Source organism: Sorangium sp. So ce185, from assembly GCF_051526825.1.
GTDB classification, from domain to species: Bacteria; Myxococcota_A; Polyangia; order Polyangiales; family Polyangiaceae; genus Sorangium; species Sorangium cellulosum_D.
The window spans coordinates 2,735,470-2,751,556 of sequence record NZ_CP150316.1 but is presented as its reverse complement, the minus strand read 5'-3'; the positions used below and the strand labels follow the sequence as shown (position 1 = coordinate 2,751,556).

The window sequence follows — 16,087 nt, the reverse complement described above, 5'->3', positions numbered from 1 at the left end:
GCAATGCGGCTCACCGCTCACAGCGCTTCGGCGATGGTCATGACATCGCTGATAGCGGCGGTGCTCGCGGCGAGCTGTGTCTATCAGACTCCATCCCCCAACTGCGAGGACCGGCATGAAGACTGCTTCTACGCAGGCGCAGGCGCTGACGCTGGCACGGATGGGCAGGTGCCGGATCCTCCCGACGCTCCCGACCCTCCCGACGCGTCGGAAGACGAGGAGGAGACATGCGTACCCCGTGACAAACCCGATGGCGTGGACGACTCCTGTGGCGTCTTCGTGTCGGCGCGCGGTGGCGCATCCAATAAGGCGGGGACCAAGGCGGAGCCGCTCAGCTCGCTCCAGGAGGCCGTCGATCTCGCGAAGGAGAAGGGAACCCTGCGCGTGTACGCGTGCGCCGGCGCTGGCGACGGCGATGACTTCAACGAAGCGGTTGTGGTGCCGGGCGGCGTGGCGATCTACGGCGGGCTCGACTGTGACGACGGCTGGAAGTGGATCGGCGGTACGAAGAAGACGAGCCTTACGGCGGGTAAAGGGGTGATCCCGCTGACGATGCGCGGGCTGCCGGGAGCCGTGCACATCGAGGATCTGCACGTCGTGGCGCAGTCGACGGCGCAGCAAGACCAGAACGGAGCAGGGCTATCGTCGATCGCGGCCCTCGCGCACAGCACGAGCGTGGAGCTCGTGCGATGCGTGCTCGAGGCCGGCCTCGCGGCATCGGGGGCGGTCGGGGCTGCTCATATGGGCACTGCCGCGCAGGGCGCGCCGGGGGAGGCGGGAGGCAATGCATGCTCCGCCGGCCGGGACGTCGACGTGCGCGGCGGCCGCACGGTAACGAATCAATGCGGCACGCCCGACGATGCGGCCGATGACTCGTGGGGGGGCAAGGGCGGGAATGGCTCCGTGAGTGTCGGAGACCGCGGATACGATGGTCGACCCATTCTCTCATCCACGGATGGATCCGAGAACGGCGGCTTCGGCCACAACGGCATACACGACTGCGCGCCTGGCCGCCCAGGCAACGCCCTCGACGACGGCGCGCCTGGAACAGCGGCCTCTGGCAGCCCTGGCGTGGACGCCGCGGGCATCGGAGCGATTTCCCTGAACGGCTACGCTGGCGTCTCCGGCGGTGATGGCGGCCGTGGGGCGCCTGGGCAAGGCGGCGGCGGCGGCGGTGGTGAGCGGGGTGTGATTACGGCAACGGAAACCCGTTATTGCCCGGGCGGTCGTCCGGGCGACGAGCAAAGGCGCGCCGGCGCGGCTGGCGGCTCCGGCGGCGCCGGCGGCTGCGGCGGCGCCGGCGGCCGAGGCGGCCTGCCGGGCGGCTCCAGCATCGCGCTCATCAGCCTGGATGCCGCGCTGTCCTTCGAGGACGTGACCCTCAAGGCCGGCGACGGAGGCAACGGCGGCCAGGGCGGTCCCGGACAGCCGGGCGGAGAGGGTGGCGAGGGGGGCCCAGGCGGAAGCGGGGCCACGGGACTACGAGCAGCCTGCATGGGCGGCAAAGGCGGCAACGGCGGCAACGGCGGCAACGGCGGCGGCGGTCAGGGCGGCCACTCCGTCGGCATCGCGTTTCGCGGAGCCCCGCCGTCCACCGACGGCGCCGCCATCGAGCTCGGCAAAGCCGGCACCGGCGGGCAGGGCAGCGATGCCGGCCACAGCGGCGTCCCTGGGATGGCGAGCAATACGCTGGAGTTCAAGTAGACGCCCTACCGCCTAGATGCGCTCTGCAACCATGACCATCCGCCGACATCTCCGCCTGGGTCTGCTCCTCGCGCTCACGCTCTCCGCCGTGCCGGCCACCGCGGTGTCCCAGCCTGCCCGGCTGGACGAGCAGGCCAGGGCCGCGGCCCGAGCCCTCGCCGACAAGGGCTGGGAGCTCTTCAACGCCGGCCGCTATGAAGAGGCGCTCGCGGCCTTCCGCGACGCCGAGGCGCAGGTCCACGCCCCGCCGTTCCTGCTCCTCGCGGCGCGCTCCTGCGAGCGGCTCGGTCGCCTGATCGAGGCCCGCGCGCTCTATCGACGCGTCGCCGACGAGCCGCTCGACGCCGGCGCTCCGCGGGCGTTCCATCAGGCCCAGGCCGACGCGAAGGCCGGGCTGGCCGCCCTGGCGCCGCGCATCCCGGCCCTGGAGGTCGCTGTCGCGGGCGCAGCGCCGAGCGCGGTGGAGCTGACGCTGAACGGAGAGCGCATCGCCCTGGGGACGCCCGTGGAACGCGACCCCGGTGAATACAAGCTGGTCGCGACCGCGCCGGGCTACACCCCGGTAACGAGAATGTTCCGGTTGACGGAGGGAAAGAGAGAGCGCGTCACCATCGAGCTCTCGCCTGCCTCCACCGCGGCAGCAACGGCGCCGCTCCCGGACCGCGCGCCTCCAGCAGCGGAGAGCGATGCGAGGACGATCGCGCTCATCGGCGGGGGGGCAGCTGGAGCTCTGGTGCTCGCGGGCGTCGCGTTCACGCTCGTCGCCAATGGCCATGCGAGCGACGCGAGACAGCAGTGGAGGACGGTCAACGCCATGGCCGGCGGTCCGGTGAACTGCTCCAGCCCCGCCGGTAACGATCAGGCGATTCAGTGCCAGAAATTGAGCTCGATGGTCGACGACAAATACCTTTTCAGCAACCTCGCGGCGTGGAGCTTCATCGTCGGTGGAGCGAGCGCGCTCGGAGCGCTCGGCTACACCTGGCTCGCTGCAACGCCGAGCGAGCCGGAGAAGCAGATGCACGTCTCGCCGCTCGTGACACCGGGCGGCGCGGGGCTCGTCGCTGGCGGCGTGTTCTGAGTCGACGACGCCATGAACCGACGAACCAAGAGGGCGATCCGACTGGCCGCACGCGGGGCACCGACGCTGGTCATGATCTCGATCGCAGCAGCGATCCATTCGTCGAGCTGCCTTGGACCAGACTGCTTTGAGCTGCATCAATGCGGAGGCGCTGCTGCAGCCACAACATCGCCGGAGTCGCCGGATCCGCCGGACAACCCTCCCGACCCGCCCGACCCGGAGGAGGCGAAATGCATGCCCCGCGAAAACGTCGATGGCGTGGACGACACCTGCGGCGTCTTCGTGTCGGCGCGCGGTGGCGCATCCAATGAGGCGGGAACCAAGGCGGAACCGCTCAGCTCGCTCCAGGGGGCCGTCGATCTCGCAAAGAGGAAGGGAGCCCCGCGCGTGTACGCGTGCGCCGGCGACGGCGAGGACTTCATCGAAACGGTCGTGGTGCCCGGCGGCGTGACGATCTACGGCGGGCTCGACTGCAACGACGGTTGGAAGTGGGTCGGCGATACGGAGAAGACGATCCTGACGGCACAAAAAGGGGTAATCCCGCTGACGATGCGCGGGCTGCCGGGAGCCGTGCACATCGAGGATCTGCACGTCGTGGCGCAGTCGACGGCGCAGCAAGACCAGAACGGAGCAGGGCTATCGTCGATCGCGGCCCTCGCGCACAGCACGAGCGTGGAGCTCGTGCGATGCGTGCTCGAGGCCAGACACGCGGGAGCGGGGGCGGACGGGGCTGATCATCTGGGCACTGCCGCGCAGGGCGCGCCGGGGGAAGCGGGAGGAGACGCGTGCTCCGCCGGCCGGGAGGTCGACGTGCGCGGCGGCCGCACGGTAACGAATGAATGTGGCACGCCCGGCGATGCGGCCGATGACTCGTGGGGGGGCAAGGGCGGGAATGGCTCCGTGAATTTCGGAGACCGCGGATACGATGGTCAACCCATTCTCGCATCCATGGATGGAGCCGAGAACGGCGGTTTCGGCCACAACGGCCTACACGACTGCGCGCCTGGCCGCCCAGGCAACGTCCTCGACGACGGCGCGCCTGGAACAGCGGCTTCTGGCAGCCCCGGCGCGGACGCCACGGGCATCGGAGAGATTTCCCTGAACGGCTACGCTGGCGTCTCCGGCGGTGATGGCGGCCGTGGGGCGCCTGGGCAAGGCGGCGGCGGCGGCGGTGGTGAGCGGGGTGTGATTACGGCAACGGAAACCCGTTATTGCCCGGGCGGTCGTCCGGGCGACGAGCAAAGGCGCGCCGGCGCGGCTGGCGGCTCCGGCGGCGCCGGCGGCTGCGCCGGCGCGGGCGGCCGAGGCGGCCTGCCGGGCGGCTCCAGCATCGCGCTCATCAGCCTGGATGCCGCGCTGTCCTTCGAGGACGTGACCCTCAAGGCCGGCAACGCAGGCAACGGCGGCCAGGGCGGTCCCGGACAGCCTGGAGGAGAGGGAGGCAATGGGGGCAAAGGCGGAAGGTTTCCGGACAGGTCCGCGGGATTCCGAGCAGCCTGCGATGGCGGCAAAGGCGGCACCGGCGGCACCGGCGGCAAAGGCGGCGGCGGGCAGGGCGGCCACTCCCTCGGCATCGCATTCCGCGGCGCCCCGCCTTCCAGCGACGGCATCACCGCGATCGAGCTCGGCGAGCCGGGCACCGGCGGCCGAGGGAGCGCCGCCAACGGCAGCGGCGCGCCTGGGATGGCGAGCAACACGCTGGAGTTCAATTAACGCCCAGATTGCGTGCGGCGCACAGTCGGTGGCTCCACCGGCGGTTCACGCTGCCGCATGCACCGCGAGCTCCACACCGCCTCGCTGCGACGGCCGCTTGCGCCGCTCCGACCTCCGCTGCCATCGGTGGAAGCCGTACCTCGCCCCATCGGTGTCCGCCTTCGTTCAGGCGAAGCGCAACATCGGTCGCTCGATGTCCGCCTTCGGCCGCTCGAAGCACCGCATCGATTTTTCGATGCCCGACATCGGGTTAACGACGTCTCACATCGCTTTTTCGATGTGAGACGTCGATTTACAGCAATTACCCTTTGACAAGCGCCTGCACCGAGCAAAGCACCGCGCGCTTTCTCAGAATCCCCAATCTGGCTGTCCGGGTACCGCCTTCTGAGGCGCCGCTGCTCTTGCCGGCTTTGACCCACCTGGACTGGAGGGTTGCGCTCCCCCCGAACGCTTGTCCTTGGGTGCTCCCCCCTGCACCGAGGGCGCCGGCGCGGCGCTCGTCCCCGGCGAGCCTGTCGGAGCAGGCTTCACTTCCTCGGGCGGTGCGCTCGCTCCAGCGTCGCTCTCCGGCGCAGGCGCGCTCAACGCCGGCCCCGGCAGCAGCGCCGGCTCCTCGCCTGTCGCCGCCGCAGGCGCCTCCCCTGTCGCCACCGCAGCCGCCGCAGCTCCAGGCGCGCTCGCCGCGACCTCCGCGGACGCCCCCGCCACCGCCACCGGAGCCGCCGGCTCCTCCAGGGCACGCCGCAGCGCAACCCCCAGCCCCAATCCCATCACTGCGAGCCCCACGCTGCCCGCCAGCACCCAGGCCACCCGCGCGCCCCGCGATCGCGACCGCTGCGACGCCGCCACACGGATCGCATCGGTCAGCGTCCCCGGCTGCGCCTGCACCTCATGCCCCGCGGCCGCTCCATGCCCCCCCGCCTCACCGCTCGCCCCCACCCCCGGCGCCCCACCCGCAGCGCCATACCCCGCGCCCCTCCTCCCGCCGGCGCCCGCCCCTGGCCCCCCGCCCGCGCCGCTCCCGCCCGCACCGCCTCCCCCCGCGCCACCCCCGCCGCTCCCCCCCGCTCCCGCCCACGGCGCCCCCGCCGCTCCCGTCACCCCCACCGCCCCCACCGCCGTCCACCCGAACGGGCTCGACCCCCCGATGCCCGACGACGTGAACACCGGCATCCCCGTCGCCCGCCCGAACTCCTCCACCATCTCGCGCACGCTCTGGAACCGCTGGTTCCGGTCGCGCGCCAGCGCCCGCGTGAAGAACGCGTCGATCGCCGGCGGCAGATCCGGCGCGAGCTGCCGCGGCGACGGGATCGGCTCCACGAGGATCCGCGTCATCACCTGCGCCAGCACCTCACCCGGGAACGGCAGGTACCCCGTCACCATCCGGAACAGGATCACCCCCAGCGCCCAGAGATCGCTCCGCGCGTCGATGTCGCGCTCCGCGCGGAGCTGCTCCGGGCTCATGTAGTGCGGCGACCCCATCACCTCGCCGGTCGTCGACGCCTCCGACACGAGCTTCGTCGCCGTCTCCTTCGCGATCCCGAAGTCGATCAGCTTGAGCATGTCCTCGTCCTCGCCGTCGACGCGCGCGAGGAACAGGTTCGCCGGCTTCAGGTCGCGGTGAACCAGCCCGGCGTCGTGGACGCTCCGCAACGCCTTCCCGGCGTGCACGAGGAGGCGCTGCGTCTCCGGCAGCGAGAGCCGGCGCACCCGCGTGAGGCGCGCGCTGAGGTCCTCGCCGCGCAGGAGCTCCATCACGAGGTACGGCACCCCCTGCTCGAACCCGAAGTCGTGCACCTGCACGACGTGGGGGCTCCGGAGGTGCGCCGCCGCGCGCGCCTCACGCTCGAAGCGCGCGCGGAACGCCGGCGACCCGGCGTAGGCCGTGCCCATGAGCTTGACGGCGACGTGCGTGCCGAGCTGGACGTGCTGCGCCACCCACACCGAGCCCATGCCGCCCGCCGAGAGGGCGCGCTCCAGGCGGTATTTGCCGGCGATGATCGAGCCTGATTCGAGCTGCATGCGCCGGGGCGCCTCCTGCGGGTGGGAGCAGCGTACCCGATCGCACGCCGGACGCGCAGGCCGAGCGCGACGGACGCGGCGAGAGGGCGCGGCGCACGGGCAGCGCCTCGAGGCGAGCTCGAGCGCGGCGCCGTGGCGCGACGTGCGCCGAGGCGACGGGCCAGCCTGCTCAGAACGGCCGGGGCGGCGGCGTCTTCTCCGCGGCGCCAGCCGGCGACACGGCGCGGGCGGGAGGCGGCGGATATGGCGACGGCTCGTCGTCGTACACGGAGTCCGGGGCCGTCACCGGCTTTCCAGGGACGGACGCTCGCCCGGGCGACGGCTTCGACGTTCCCGTCGCAGCGGCTGCCGTCCCCGTCGGCGGCGACGGCCTCCCCTGGTCCGATGTCCCTCCGGAGCCAGACGAAGCCGGCGGAACCTCCCCTTGCTGCGGCGCCGCTCGCGACGGCGGCGCCGTCTGGGCCGCGCTGGCCTCCCGGGCCGCCCTGGCCTCGTGTTGCTCCCGCTCGATCGGCGCCGCCCCCTCGACCCCCGCGTCCGCGCCCTCCGCGGCTCTCTCCATCGCGGCTGGCTGCCCCGGCCCTGCGGCAGCATGCGTCGCCGCTGCCGCAGCCGGAGCCCTCTCGCGCGGCATCGCCTCCGCCGCGCCCACGGCTGGCTCGCTGCCTCCATCGGCTCCCGCCGGCGGGGTCGGCTTTTCCGAGCCGAAGAGCCACGTCGTCGCGACCGCGCCCGCGATCACGCCAACCACCAGCGTCACGGCCACGGCCGCCGTGGCCTTCCCTCCCCTTCGCCTCGCCTTGCCGGCGGCTCCCACCTGCGCTGCGGGTTGCGCGCCCGCGGCGCGCGCGCTGGCCTGCTGCGCCTGCGCCGCGCGCATCCTGGCCATCGCCGCCTGAACCTGCGCCTCGGCGGCCTCCCCTTGCATCACGAGCGTCCCGCGGAGCGTGACCACGGGTCCGGCTCCGGCGGCCGGGGCGGCGGCGCTCGTGCTCGGCGCGGCTGCTCCTTGCAACACCCGCCCGGCCGCCGCCCCGCCCTGCGGCGCGTGCGCGCGCTGCTGCCCCGGCGCGCTCTGCACCACCGACGGCGCGCTCTGCACCACCGACGGCGCGCTCTGCACCACCGACGGCGCCCCCTCCATCGCGTGCGCGCCCTGCGCGCCCACCCCCCATCCCTGCGCGCCCTGCCTCACCGCGCTGTTCCCGCCGCCGCTCTCCCTCGCCGGCGCCCCCGGCCCCGCCAGCGGCGCCGTCGTCGCGAGCTCCTCCGCGGACGCCGCGCGCCCCTGCCCTCGCGCCGGCGCCACCACCGTCTCCTGCTCCACCGCGCTCCCCAGCGGCAGCGCGGTGCGCTCCCCCGTGACCCGCAGCCCCCCGCGCCCCGCCTCCCCCGCGTCCTCCCGGAGCCCCCACGCCTCACCGGCGGCCGGCAGGACGAACGCCGCCAGCTCCCGCGCCACCTCCTCCGCCGTCCCGAACCGCTCGTGCCGCTCCCTGCGCAGGCACCGGTCGACGATCCACACGAGCCGCTCGTCCACGCGCCGCAGATAGCGAGACACCTTCGGGATCTCCCCCGACAGGATCTGCGACAGGAGCTGCGGCCCCTCGCCCTGGAACGGCCGCACGCCGGTGAGCATCTCGAACAGCATCACCCCGAGCGACCAGAGATCCGCCCGCGCGTCGAGGTCCTCGTCCGCGCGCAGCTGCTCCGGGCTCATGTAGAGCGGCGAGCCCACCACGTCGAGCGTCGACGTCGCGCCGCTCGCGGCCGCGAGGCTCTTCGCCACCCCGAAGTCGAGCACCTTGACCACGAAGTCGCCCGCCTCGCTCGGCCGGTGCAGGAACACGTTCGCCGGCTTGAGATCGCGGTGCACGATCTGCACGGCGTGCGCCGCCCCGAGCGCGCCCGCCACGTCGCGCGCGATCCGCGCGGCCAGCGGCGCCTCCAGGCGGCGCCGCGCCTCGAGCAGCGCGGCCACGCTGTCGCCCACGAGCAGCTCCATGATGAGGCACGGCTCGCCGCTCTCGGTGCGGGCCACGTCGATCACGTCGACGATGTTCGGGTGCTGCAGCGCGCCGCAGGACTGCGCCTCGCGGAGCAGCCGCTTGCGCAGCGACGGATCGGGGCGCGCGATCACCTTCAGCGCCACCTCGCGCCCGGTCGCCTCGTTCCTCGCGGCCCACACGACGCCCATCGCGCCCTGCCCGATCTTGCGGCCGAGGCGGTACTTCCGCGCGAGCAGCATGCCCGGAAGAAGCCTGTACGCCTCGATCGGTTCCGACATATGCCCCCCGGGTCGCGCCCCAAGCCCAGCGCGGGCTTACCATCGCTCCCGCGCGACCGGAATCGCGGAACCCGGGCCCTGGCCGCCGAGGCCGCTCAGGGGGCGTATGGATCCCGCTTCCGCTCGTTCTCCCGCAGGCAGTTGGTCCGCATGAACCCGGTCTTCCCCGCGCACGGATCGACCTTGGGCCGCTTGGCGGCGGGCTGCTGCTGCGCCGTAGCCGCCGGCGCGGGCGTTTTCACGGGAGCCTTGCCCCCGGGTTGCGCGGCAGCGGCGAGCCGCAACGCAGGCGACGCCGCCGCTGGCGCCGCCTTGGCCGGCGCTGCCGCCGCTGGCGCCGCCTTGACCGGCGCTGCCGTCGCAGGCGCCGCTGCCGCAGGCGCCGCTGCCGCGCCGGCCGCCGCCGCCGTCGCCGCTGCGGCCGGCGCGCTCGGCGCCGGTGGCGACGATGCGTCCGCCTGCGCCGGCTCCGCGCTGCTCGCCACGCCCGCATCCGTGTCGCCCTCGCTCGGCTCCGCCGCCGCCGGAGCCTGGGGCGCGGACGCCGCCGGCGCAGCCAGCGTCTCGGCCGGTCGGGCGACGCTGCTCTCGACGCTCTCGCGCTCGCCGCCGGCCTCCATCGACGCGTCCGGCCCTGCGGACACCTCGCTGTCACCCGCGGACCCGCGCAGGGCGAAGAAGAGCACCGCGCCCACGAGGCCAGCGCCAAAGGCAGCCACCAGCGCCAGGATCGCGCCGGGGACCTGGATCCTCCCCGGGCGCCGCTTCGGCTCCGGCGGCGGCATCGGCGGCGGCGTCGCGCGCGCTGCCCACGGCGACGGCTGCGCTGCCGCCCGCCCCGCCTCCGGACCCGGCGCGGGCGTCGATCTCCCCGCTCTCCCCGGCTCGTCCTGACCCCACGTCGGCGAGGCGCCCGCTCCCGCGTCCGCGCCCACCATGACCTCCGGATCGAGCTTCTGGGTCAGCTCGGCGTTCCACACCGGCTCGGCCGCACCGCTCGCGCCTGGCAGCGGCGGCAACCGCGCCGGCGCCGCGCTCGCCCCCAGCGCCGCGGGCAACCCCGCCGGCACCACGCTCGACCCCAGCCCCGCCGGCGCCACGCTCGCCCCCAGCGCCCCCGCCGGCACCACGCTCGCCCCCAGCGCCGCGGGCAACCCCGCCGGCACCACGCTCGACCCCAGCGCCGCGGGCACCCCCGCCGGCGCCGCGCTCGCCCCCAGCCCCGCCGGCATCCCCGCCGGCGCCGCGCTCGCCCCGAGCACCGGCGGCGATACCGGCGCCACGCTCGACCCCAGCCCCGCCGGCATCTCCGGCGCCGCGACGCCGCCTCCACCCCCGCTCCCCACGGCGGCGCCCGCCCTCCCGCCCGACCTCGCGCCCGCGGCCGTGTACCCGTCGAGGAGCTCCGCCAGCTCCGCCGCCGACCCGATCCGCTCGTCCCGGTGGCGCGCCATGCACCGCGCGACGAGCTCCACGAGCCCCGGATCCACTCGCCGCAAGTACCTGGAAATCTTGGGGATTTCGCCGGTCAAGATCCCGGTGAAGACCGCCCTCGCGTCCCCCTGGAACGGCCGCGTGCCGGTCAGCATCTCGAACAGCACCACGCCGAGCGCCCAGATGTCGGCGCGGTGATCGACGGTCGGATCGGCCTTCACCTGCTCCGGGCTCATGTAGAGCGGCGACCCCACCGCGCCGCCGGTCGCCGTGCGGATGCCGTCGTTCGTGGCGAGGTTCTTCGCGACGCCGAAATCGAGCACCTTCACCACCGGCTCGTCCGTGTCCGGCTCGCGGTGCAGGAAGATGTTCGCCGGCTTCAGATCGCGGTGGACGATGTGCGCCGCGTGCACCGCGGCGAGGCCCCGCGCCACGTCGCGCCCGATCGCCGCGGCCACGTCCGCGTCGAGCCGGCGCCTGCGCTGGAGCAGCTCCGCGAGCGTCTCTCCCGTGAGCAGCTGCATCACGAGGAACGGCTCGCCGAACTCGGTCTCGCCCATGTCGTACATGTCGATGACGTTGCCGTGCCGCAGCGCCCCGCCGTTCCGCCCCTCGCGCTGGAGCCGCCGCCGGAGCTCGGGATCCGGCCGGTGGATCAGCTTCAGCGCCACCTCGCGCGACGTGGACAGGTTGAGCGCAGCCCACACCACCCCCATGGAGCCCTCGCCGAGCCTCCTCACCAGCTTGTACTTCTCGGCGATCACCAGGCCGGCAGCGATGTGCGTGAAGGACTTGGACATCGAGCTCAACAGGGTTGTTCGGGGCGCAGCAGCGGAGCGCGCAAGGTATCGTGACGTACCACGGAACGAAAGGGCGTCACCACGAGGTAACACGCGCGCCACCGCGACCTTCGGGGGTCTCCGCCCCGGCGCGCAACAGCAGGTACCCCGCGGCCATGCCGATCCCCACGAGGACCACCGCGGCGAGCACCGCCAGGGCGATCCACACCGCCGCCGGGCGAGCCACCGCGGGCGGCGATCGCTCCGGCATGCGGAGCGTCTCCAGCGGCACGGTGCCGCCCCCCGGCGTCGGCGCCGGCGCCGGCTGCGGCGCGATGGCACCGGCAGGACGCGCCTGCGCGGCGACGAGCGCCTGCCGATGAACGTCCGCCGCCGCCGGTGAGAGCTTGATGGTCCCGTGCTCCCCCAGCAGGGAATGGCTCGACATCGGCGGCCGAGGCGCCGGCGCCGCCGGGCTCCCGTTCGCCGGAGGCGTCGGCGACGCGCCCGCCCCTCGCGGCAGCGGCGTCAGCGACGCGCCCGCCCCTCGTGGCAGCGGCATCGGCGACGCGCCCGCCCCTCGCGCCGACGTCGCCGGCGGCGGCGCGCCGCCGTGCCCGTGCGGGACCTGCAGAGACGCCACCGACGCCGGAAGCGGCGTCGCGGTCGCCGGCATCGGCCCGGGCGCCGCCCCGCCCCACGGCCCTCGCCCCGGCTGCTGCAGCACGTCGTACCGAAGATCCGGCGACGAGCCCGGCGACGAGGCGCTGCGCGGCCGCGGAGGCGGCGTGACGAACGGCTCGAGCGCCGCCGCCACCTCCGCCGCCGAGCGCGGCCGCCGCTCGCGCTCGCGCTGGAGACACTGCGCCACGAGGGCGTCGAGCCCGGGGTCGATCTGCCAGACGATCTGGGAGACCGTGGGGATCTCGCCCTGGAGCACGTTCCTCAGGAGCTCGTGCGCCCTGCCCTGGATCGGCCGCCGGCTGGTGAGCATCTCGAACATCACCACCCCGAGCGCCCAGAGGTCCGCGCGCGTATCGAGCTCGCCCTGCGCGCGCACCTGCTCCGGGCTCATGTAGGCGGGCGAGCCGATGAGGATGCCTGTCGCGGTGCGGATCTGATCAGCCCCCGTGGGGAACTTGCTCACGCCGAAGTCGAGTATCTTGACGACGTAGTTGCTCTCGCCAGGGTCGGTGTGAAGGAAGATGTTGGACGGCTTCAGGTCCCTGTGGATGATGCCGCGCTCGTGCGCCGCGGCGAGGCCGCGCGCGATGTCGCGCCCGATGCGCGCGGCCTCGGGGACGTCCAGCTTTCGCTTGCGCTTGAGCAAGGACGAGAGCGTCTCGCCCGAGAGCAAGGGCATGACGAGGAACGGATCGCCCTCCTCGGTCTCGTCCGCATCGTAGATATCGACGATGTTCCGGTGGCTCACCGCGCCGCAGGCCCGCGCCTCCCGGAGGAGCCGGACGCGGAGCTCCGGGTCGGGCCGCACGAGCAGCTTGAGCGCGACCTCGCGCGAGGTGGCCTCGTTGTGCGCGGCCCAGACGACCCCCATGGCCCCCTCGCCGATCTGACGGAGCAGCCGGTACTTGCCGCGAACGAGCGTACCTGGCGGCGGGCCGCCGGGAGGCGAGGGAGATGGCATGGATGGGCTCGCGTTAGGGACGACGCGGGGGCAGGTCGCAGGCGCTCTTCGGGGAATTGTCGCAGGTGAGACAGCACACGGTCAAGAACGGGGGCGCGCCGGCGCGGCCGCGGCGTCAGCGCGGGAGACGCGGCGCGTGACCGGGGAACAGAACGCCTATTTCTTGAACCTCGCCTCGCACTTTTGCTTCTCCATGAACTTGAGACCAGCGCACGGATTCGAGGGCGGTTTGGCGGTCTGCGCCGTCCCGGTCGGAGGCGAGCTCCCTCCGGTGCGCGGCTTCGCGCTGCTCGGCGTCGCCGGCGCGGTGGCCCCCGCCGCGGCGCCCGCGCCGGTGCCCGTCGCTCCGGCGCCGACCCTTGTCGCGCTGCCAGCGCCCGCCGTGCCGGTGCCCGCCGCCGTCCCGGCGTTGCCGCTCGCCGCCGGCGCAGCGCTGCTCGCCGGCCCAGCGCTGCTCGCCGGACCGGCGCTCGGCGCCGCCGTCGGCTCGGGCGGCGGTGCCGTCGCGGAGCCTGGCGGCAGCCCCGCGGGCTGCTCCGGGAGCCGGTCGTCCCGCGTACGAACGCCGCCGCCCTCGGGCGGCGTCCCCTCGTCCCGTCCCGAGGTGATCTCGGGCAGCACCGCGCTCTCGGACGGCGCCGGCGCGGCGGGCGCCGGCTCCTGCGATCGCAGCGCGATCAGCATCCCCACGAGGATCAGCGACAGCGCGGCAGCCGCGATCGCCAGCGTCGCGGCCGTCCGCTTGCGCTTTTGCTCGTCGCCCTGCAGCGCTGGCTCCTGGGCGCCCTGGGCCGGGTGCGCCCCGGTCTGATGGACCGACGGGTGGTTCGAGACGAGCGGGGTCGTCGACGAGCTCGCCCCCTGCTGCGGCACGCCCGTGCCGGTGGTCGCGCCCGGCCTGGAGTCGGAGGCGCTCGCGCCCGGCTCCGACGCGAGCTTCACCGTCGACTCCGGGATCCGGCTCGACGACGCGCTGGCGCTGCCGGAGGCCTGCGCGCCGGCAGCGCCGAAGCCCCCCGGCCCCGCCGTCCCCTCCGGCGTCGGCGGCGAGGCCATGCGCACCGTCATCCCCCAGGGACCGCGCTCCGGGATCGCCCCCGGCACGGGGTGCGCCGGCGCGGGCTGCGCAGCGCTCGCGTGAGACGGCCCTGACGCCGCCGTGGGGAGCGGCGTCAGCAGCGCAGCCGCGGGGTGTCCCGCCGCCGGGTGCTGCCCCGAGCCCGCGCGCGGCCTGCCGGCGCCGGCCGCCTCCGCGCTCCCTCGCCCGAGCGGCAGGGTCGCCACGTCCTCTTCCCACAGCGCGCGCCCCGCCGACGCCGCGGCAATGTGCTGGCCCGAGCTCCCGGCGCGCCGAGGCGACGCGACCCCCGCCTGTCCCGCATCCGGGCTCGCGCTTGCCGCCTGCCCGGCGGCCGCCTGCCCAGGGCCCAGCGACGGTGGCGCGCCCGCCCCCGGCGGCTCCTGCACCGGGATCGGAGCCCGCGGCCCGCCGCCGAGCAGCGCCAGCGGCAGCGCTCCCGCGCCCGCGTCGGCGCCCCCCAGCCCGGGCTGCGTCGCCAGCCGAGGTTGCGCCACCGACCCGGGTTGCGCCACCGACCGAGGTTGCGCCACCGACCCGGGTTGCGCCACCGACCCGGGTTGCGCCACCGACCCGGGTTGCGCCACCGACCCGGGTTGCGCGGCGCCGGCCTGCGCCCCCTGCCAGCCGCCGTCCGTGGCCTCGCCCGGAAGCAGCCCCTGCTCCTCCGGCGACGTCTGCCGCAGCGCCGCGTCCATGCCGGCGCCGGCGCCCCGCGCCGCGTACCGATCGAGCTGCGCCGCGACCTCCGCCGCGGAGGCGATCCGGTCCGCGCGGTCCCGCCGCATGCAGCGCGCGATCAGATCGACGAGCCCCTGGTCCACCCGCCGCAGGTACTTGGACACGGTGGGGATCTCGCCGGTCAGGATCCCCATGAACACCGCCTGCGCGTCCCCCTGGAACGGCCGCATGCCGGTCAACATCTCGAACAGCACCACGCCGAGCGCCCAGATGTCGGCGCGGTGATCGACGTTCGGCTCCGCCCGCACCTGCTCCGGGCTCATGTAGAGCGGCGACCCCACCGCGCCGCCCTGCACCGTGTGCAGGCCGTCGTTGACCGAGAGGTTCTTCGCGACGCCGAAATCGAGCACCTTCACCACCGGCTCGTCCATGTCCGGCTCGCGGTGCAGGAAGATGTTCGCCGGCTTCAGGTCGCGGTGGATGATGTGCATCGCGTGCGCCGCCGCGAGGCCGCGCGCCACGTCGCGCCCGATCGACGCCGCCACCGGCGGATCGAGCCGGCGGCGCCGCGCGAGCAGCTCGGCCACGGTCTCCCCCGTGAGCAGCTGCATCACGAGGAACGGCTCCCCGGCCTCGGTCTCGCCCATGTCGTAGATGTCGATGACGTTCCGGTGCCGCAGCGCCCCGCTGTTGCGCGCCTCGCGCTGCAGCCGCAGCCGGAACTCGGCCTCGGGGCGGTGGATCAGCTTCAGCGCCACCTCGCGGGAGGTCGCCACGTTGACCGCCGACCAGACGACGCCCATGGCCCCCTCGCCGATCTGGCGCACGAGCCGGTACTTCTTGTCGATCAGCACGCCGGAGGCGAGCAGCGTCGAGCTCTTCGGCGATGACATCAGCGACTTTCCAGCAGCGCGGCGCGCCCCGCCGTCACGGAGCACGCCCGGACGGACGCGGCCAGCGGGGCGAGGCGAGCCGCGGCCCCCGTCCGGCGCCCCCGCCCAGCGCTCGCGCCGTCCGTTCCCTCACGCGCCTGCTCCCGCGCGACGTAACATCCGATTCCCAGGTCCACGGGACGCGCCTCCTGAGCGGGGCATCTTACAGCAGTTCTCCCCGCCGCGATACGTTCTCTGCAGCGCGGGACGGACGACGAACGACCGACCAGGAAAGCGGGAGAAGCCCGATTCGCGCGTGTCAGGCTCGGACCCACGATCGCGCCCACGCTCGCTGCAAAACCCGGCGAACGACGCGAGGAAAGCGAGGCGCACATGGGCGATACAACCATCATGAAGGTCTCCTCCGGCCGCTCCCCGAGAGGCCAGATGGGCCAAAAATACCTGGCCTCCGGAATCCAGGTCTCGATGCGACTCTGGGAGCGCGAGCCGCCGGGCGACGCCAAACCGCCGACCGTGCGCGATTACGAGACCGTGGGGTTCGTCATCGAGGGGCGAGCCGAGCTGCACCTCGAGGGGCAGATGGTGCGCCTGGAGCCGGGCGACTCCTGGACGGTCCCTAAAGGCGCATCGCATTCTTACAAGATCATCGAACCGTTCACGGCGGTGGAAGCGACGAGCCCGCCGGCCAGCGTCCACGGACGCGACGAGACATGAGGAGGCCCACCGGCGGGGCCTGACCGCGGCGCTGGCCGTCGTGCCCGGGACGAGCTCAC

Annotated in this window: 9 protein-coding genes; 4 read left to right on the top strand and 5 right to left on the bottom strand. The window is 74.2% G+C overall.

The window, feature by feature from the left end; all coding sequences use genetic code 11:
* The first annotated feature begins 3 nt into the window (after positions 1 to 3).
* The 3 genes from WMF26_RS10205 to WMF26_RS10195 all read left to right on the top strand — a co-directional run bounded on the left by WMF26_RS10205 (position 4) and on the right by WMF26_RS10195 (position 4,495).
* Positions 4 to 1,704, top strand: coding sequence for a PGRS family protein (locus WMF26_RS10205; protein WP_438000171.1), 1,701 nt, complete (start codon positions 4 to 6; stop codon positions 1,702 to 1,704).
* Between the two features lie 31 nt (positions 1,705 to 1,735).
* Positions 1,736 to 2,782 carry a hypothetical protein gene (locus tag WMF26_RS10200; protein ID WP_438000170.1) on the top strand — a complete coding sequence of 349 codons (1,047 nt, stop codon included), beginning with the start codon at positions 1,736 to 1,738 and terminating at the stop codon, positions 2,780 to 2,782.
* 234 nt (positions 2,783 to 3,016) lie between these two features.
* Complete coding sequence (locus WMF26_RS10195; RefSeq protein WP_438000169.1) at positions 3,017 to 4,495, top strand: PGRS family protein; 1,479 nt, start codon at positions 3,017 to 3,019, stop codon at positions 4,493 to 4,495.
* Positions 4,496 to 4,843: 348 nt separating this feature from the next.
* Here the strand turns inward: WMF26_RS10195 and WMF26_RS10190 are convergent, their stop codons facing one another.
* The 5 genes from WMF26_RS10190 to WMF26_RS10170 all read right to left on the bottom strand — a co-directional run bounded on the left by WMF26_RS10190 (position 4,844) and on the right by WMF26_RS10170 (position 15,314).
* Positions 4,844 to 6,517, bottom strand: coding sequence for a protein kinase domain-containing protein (locus tag WMF26_RS10190; RefSeq protein ID WP_438000168.1), 1,674 nt, complete (start codon positions 6,515 to 6,517; stop codon positions 4,844 to 4,846).
* Positions 6,518 to 6,686: 169 nt separating this feature from the next.
* Positions 6,687 to 8,804 (bottom strand): protein kinase domain-containing protein, encoded by a 2,118-nt coding sequence (locus WMF26_RS10185; protein ID WP_438000167.1) that lies wholly within the window; start codon positions 8,802 to 8,804, stop codon positions 6,687 to 6,689.
* A gap of 95 nt (positions 8,805 to 8,899) precedes the next feature.
* Entirely contained in the window at positions 8,900 to 11,038 is a 2,139-nt protein-coding gene (locus WMF26_RS10180; protein ID WP_438000166.1) for a protein kinase domain-containing protein, read from the bottom strand.
* A gap of 76 nt (positions 11,039 to 11,114) precedes the next feature.
* Complete coding sequence (locus WMF26_RS10175; protein WP_438000165.1) at positions 11,115 to 12,662, bottom strand: protein kinase domain-containing protein; 1,548 nt, start codon at positions 12,660 to 12,662, stop codon at positions 11,115 to 11,117.
* Positions 12,663 to 12,818: 156 nt separating this feature from the next.
* Entirely contained in the window at positions 12,819 to 15,314 is a 2,496-nt protein-coding gene (locus WMF26_RS10170; protein ID WP_438000164.1) for a protein kinase domain-containing protein, read from the bottom strand.
* A 372-nt stretch (positions 15,315 to 15,686) separates the two neighbouring features.
* On the opposite strand from WMF26_RS10170, the gene WMF26_RS10165 reads away from it, so the two are divergent.
* Entirely contained in the window at positions 15,687 to 16,028 is a 342-nt protein-coding gene (locus tag WMF26_RS10165) for a cupin domain-containing protein (RefSeq protein WP_061628315.1), read from the top strand.
* Positions 16,029 to 16,087: the final 59 nt, after the last annotated feature.

Excerpts from the sequence above, each read along its gene's own strand:
- WMF26_RS10205 (WP_438000171.1), top strand. The coding sequence starts at position 4 with ATGCGGCTCACCGCTCACAGCGCTTCGGCGATGGTCATGACATCGCTG.
- WMF26_RS10200 (WP_438000170.1), top strand. The coding sequence starts at position 1,736 with ATGACCATCCGCCGACATCTCCGCCTGGGTCTGCTCCTCGCGCTCACG.
- WMF26_RS10195 (WP_438000169.1), top strand. The coding sequence starts at position 3,017 with ATGCCCCGCGAAAACGTCGATGGCGTGGACGACACCTGCGGCGTCTTC.
- WMF26_RS10190 (WP_438000168.1), bottom strand. The coding sequence starts at position 6,517 with ATGCAGCTCGAATCAGGCTCGATCATCGCCGGCAAATACCGCCTGGAG.
- WMF26_RS10185 (WP_438000167.1), bottom strand. The coding sequence starts at position 8,804 with ATGTCGGAACCGATCGAGGCGTACAGGCTTCTTCCGGGCATGCTGCTC.
- WMF26_RS10180 (WP_438000166.1), bottom strand. The coding sequence starts at position 11,038 with ATGTCCAAGTCCTTCACGCACATCGCTGCCGGCCTGGTGATCGCCGAG.
- WMF26_RS10175 (WP_438000165.1), bottom strand. The coding sequence starts at position 12,662 with ATGCCATCTCCCTCGCCTCCCGGCGGCCCGCCGCCAGGTACGCTCGTT.
- WMF26_RS10170 (WP_438000164.1), bottom strand. The coding sequence starts at position 15,314 with ATGTCATCGCCGAAGAGCTCGACGCTGCTCGCCTCCGGCGTGCTGATC.
- WMF26_RS10165 (WP_061628315.1), top strand. The coding sequence starts at position 15,687 with ATGGGCGATACAACCATCATGAAGGTCTCCTCCGGCCGCTCCCCGAGA.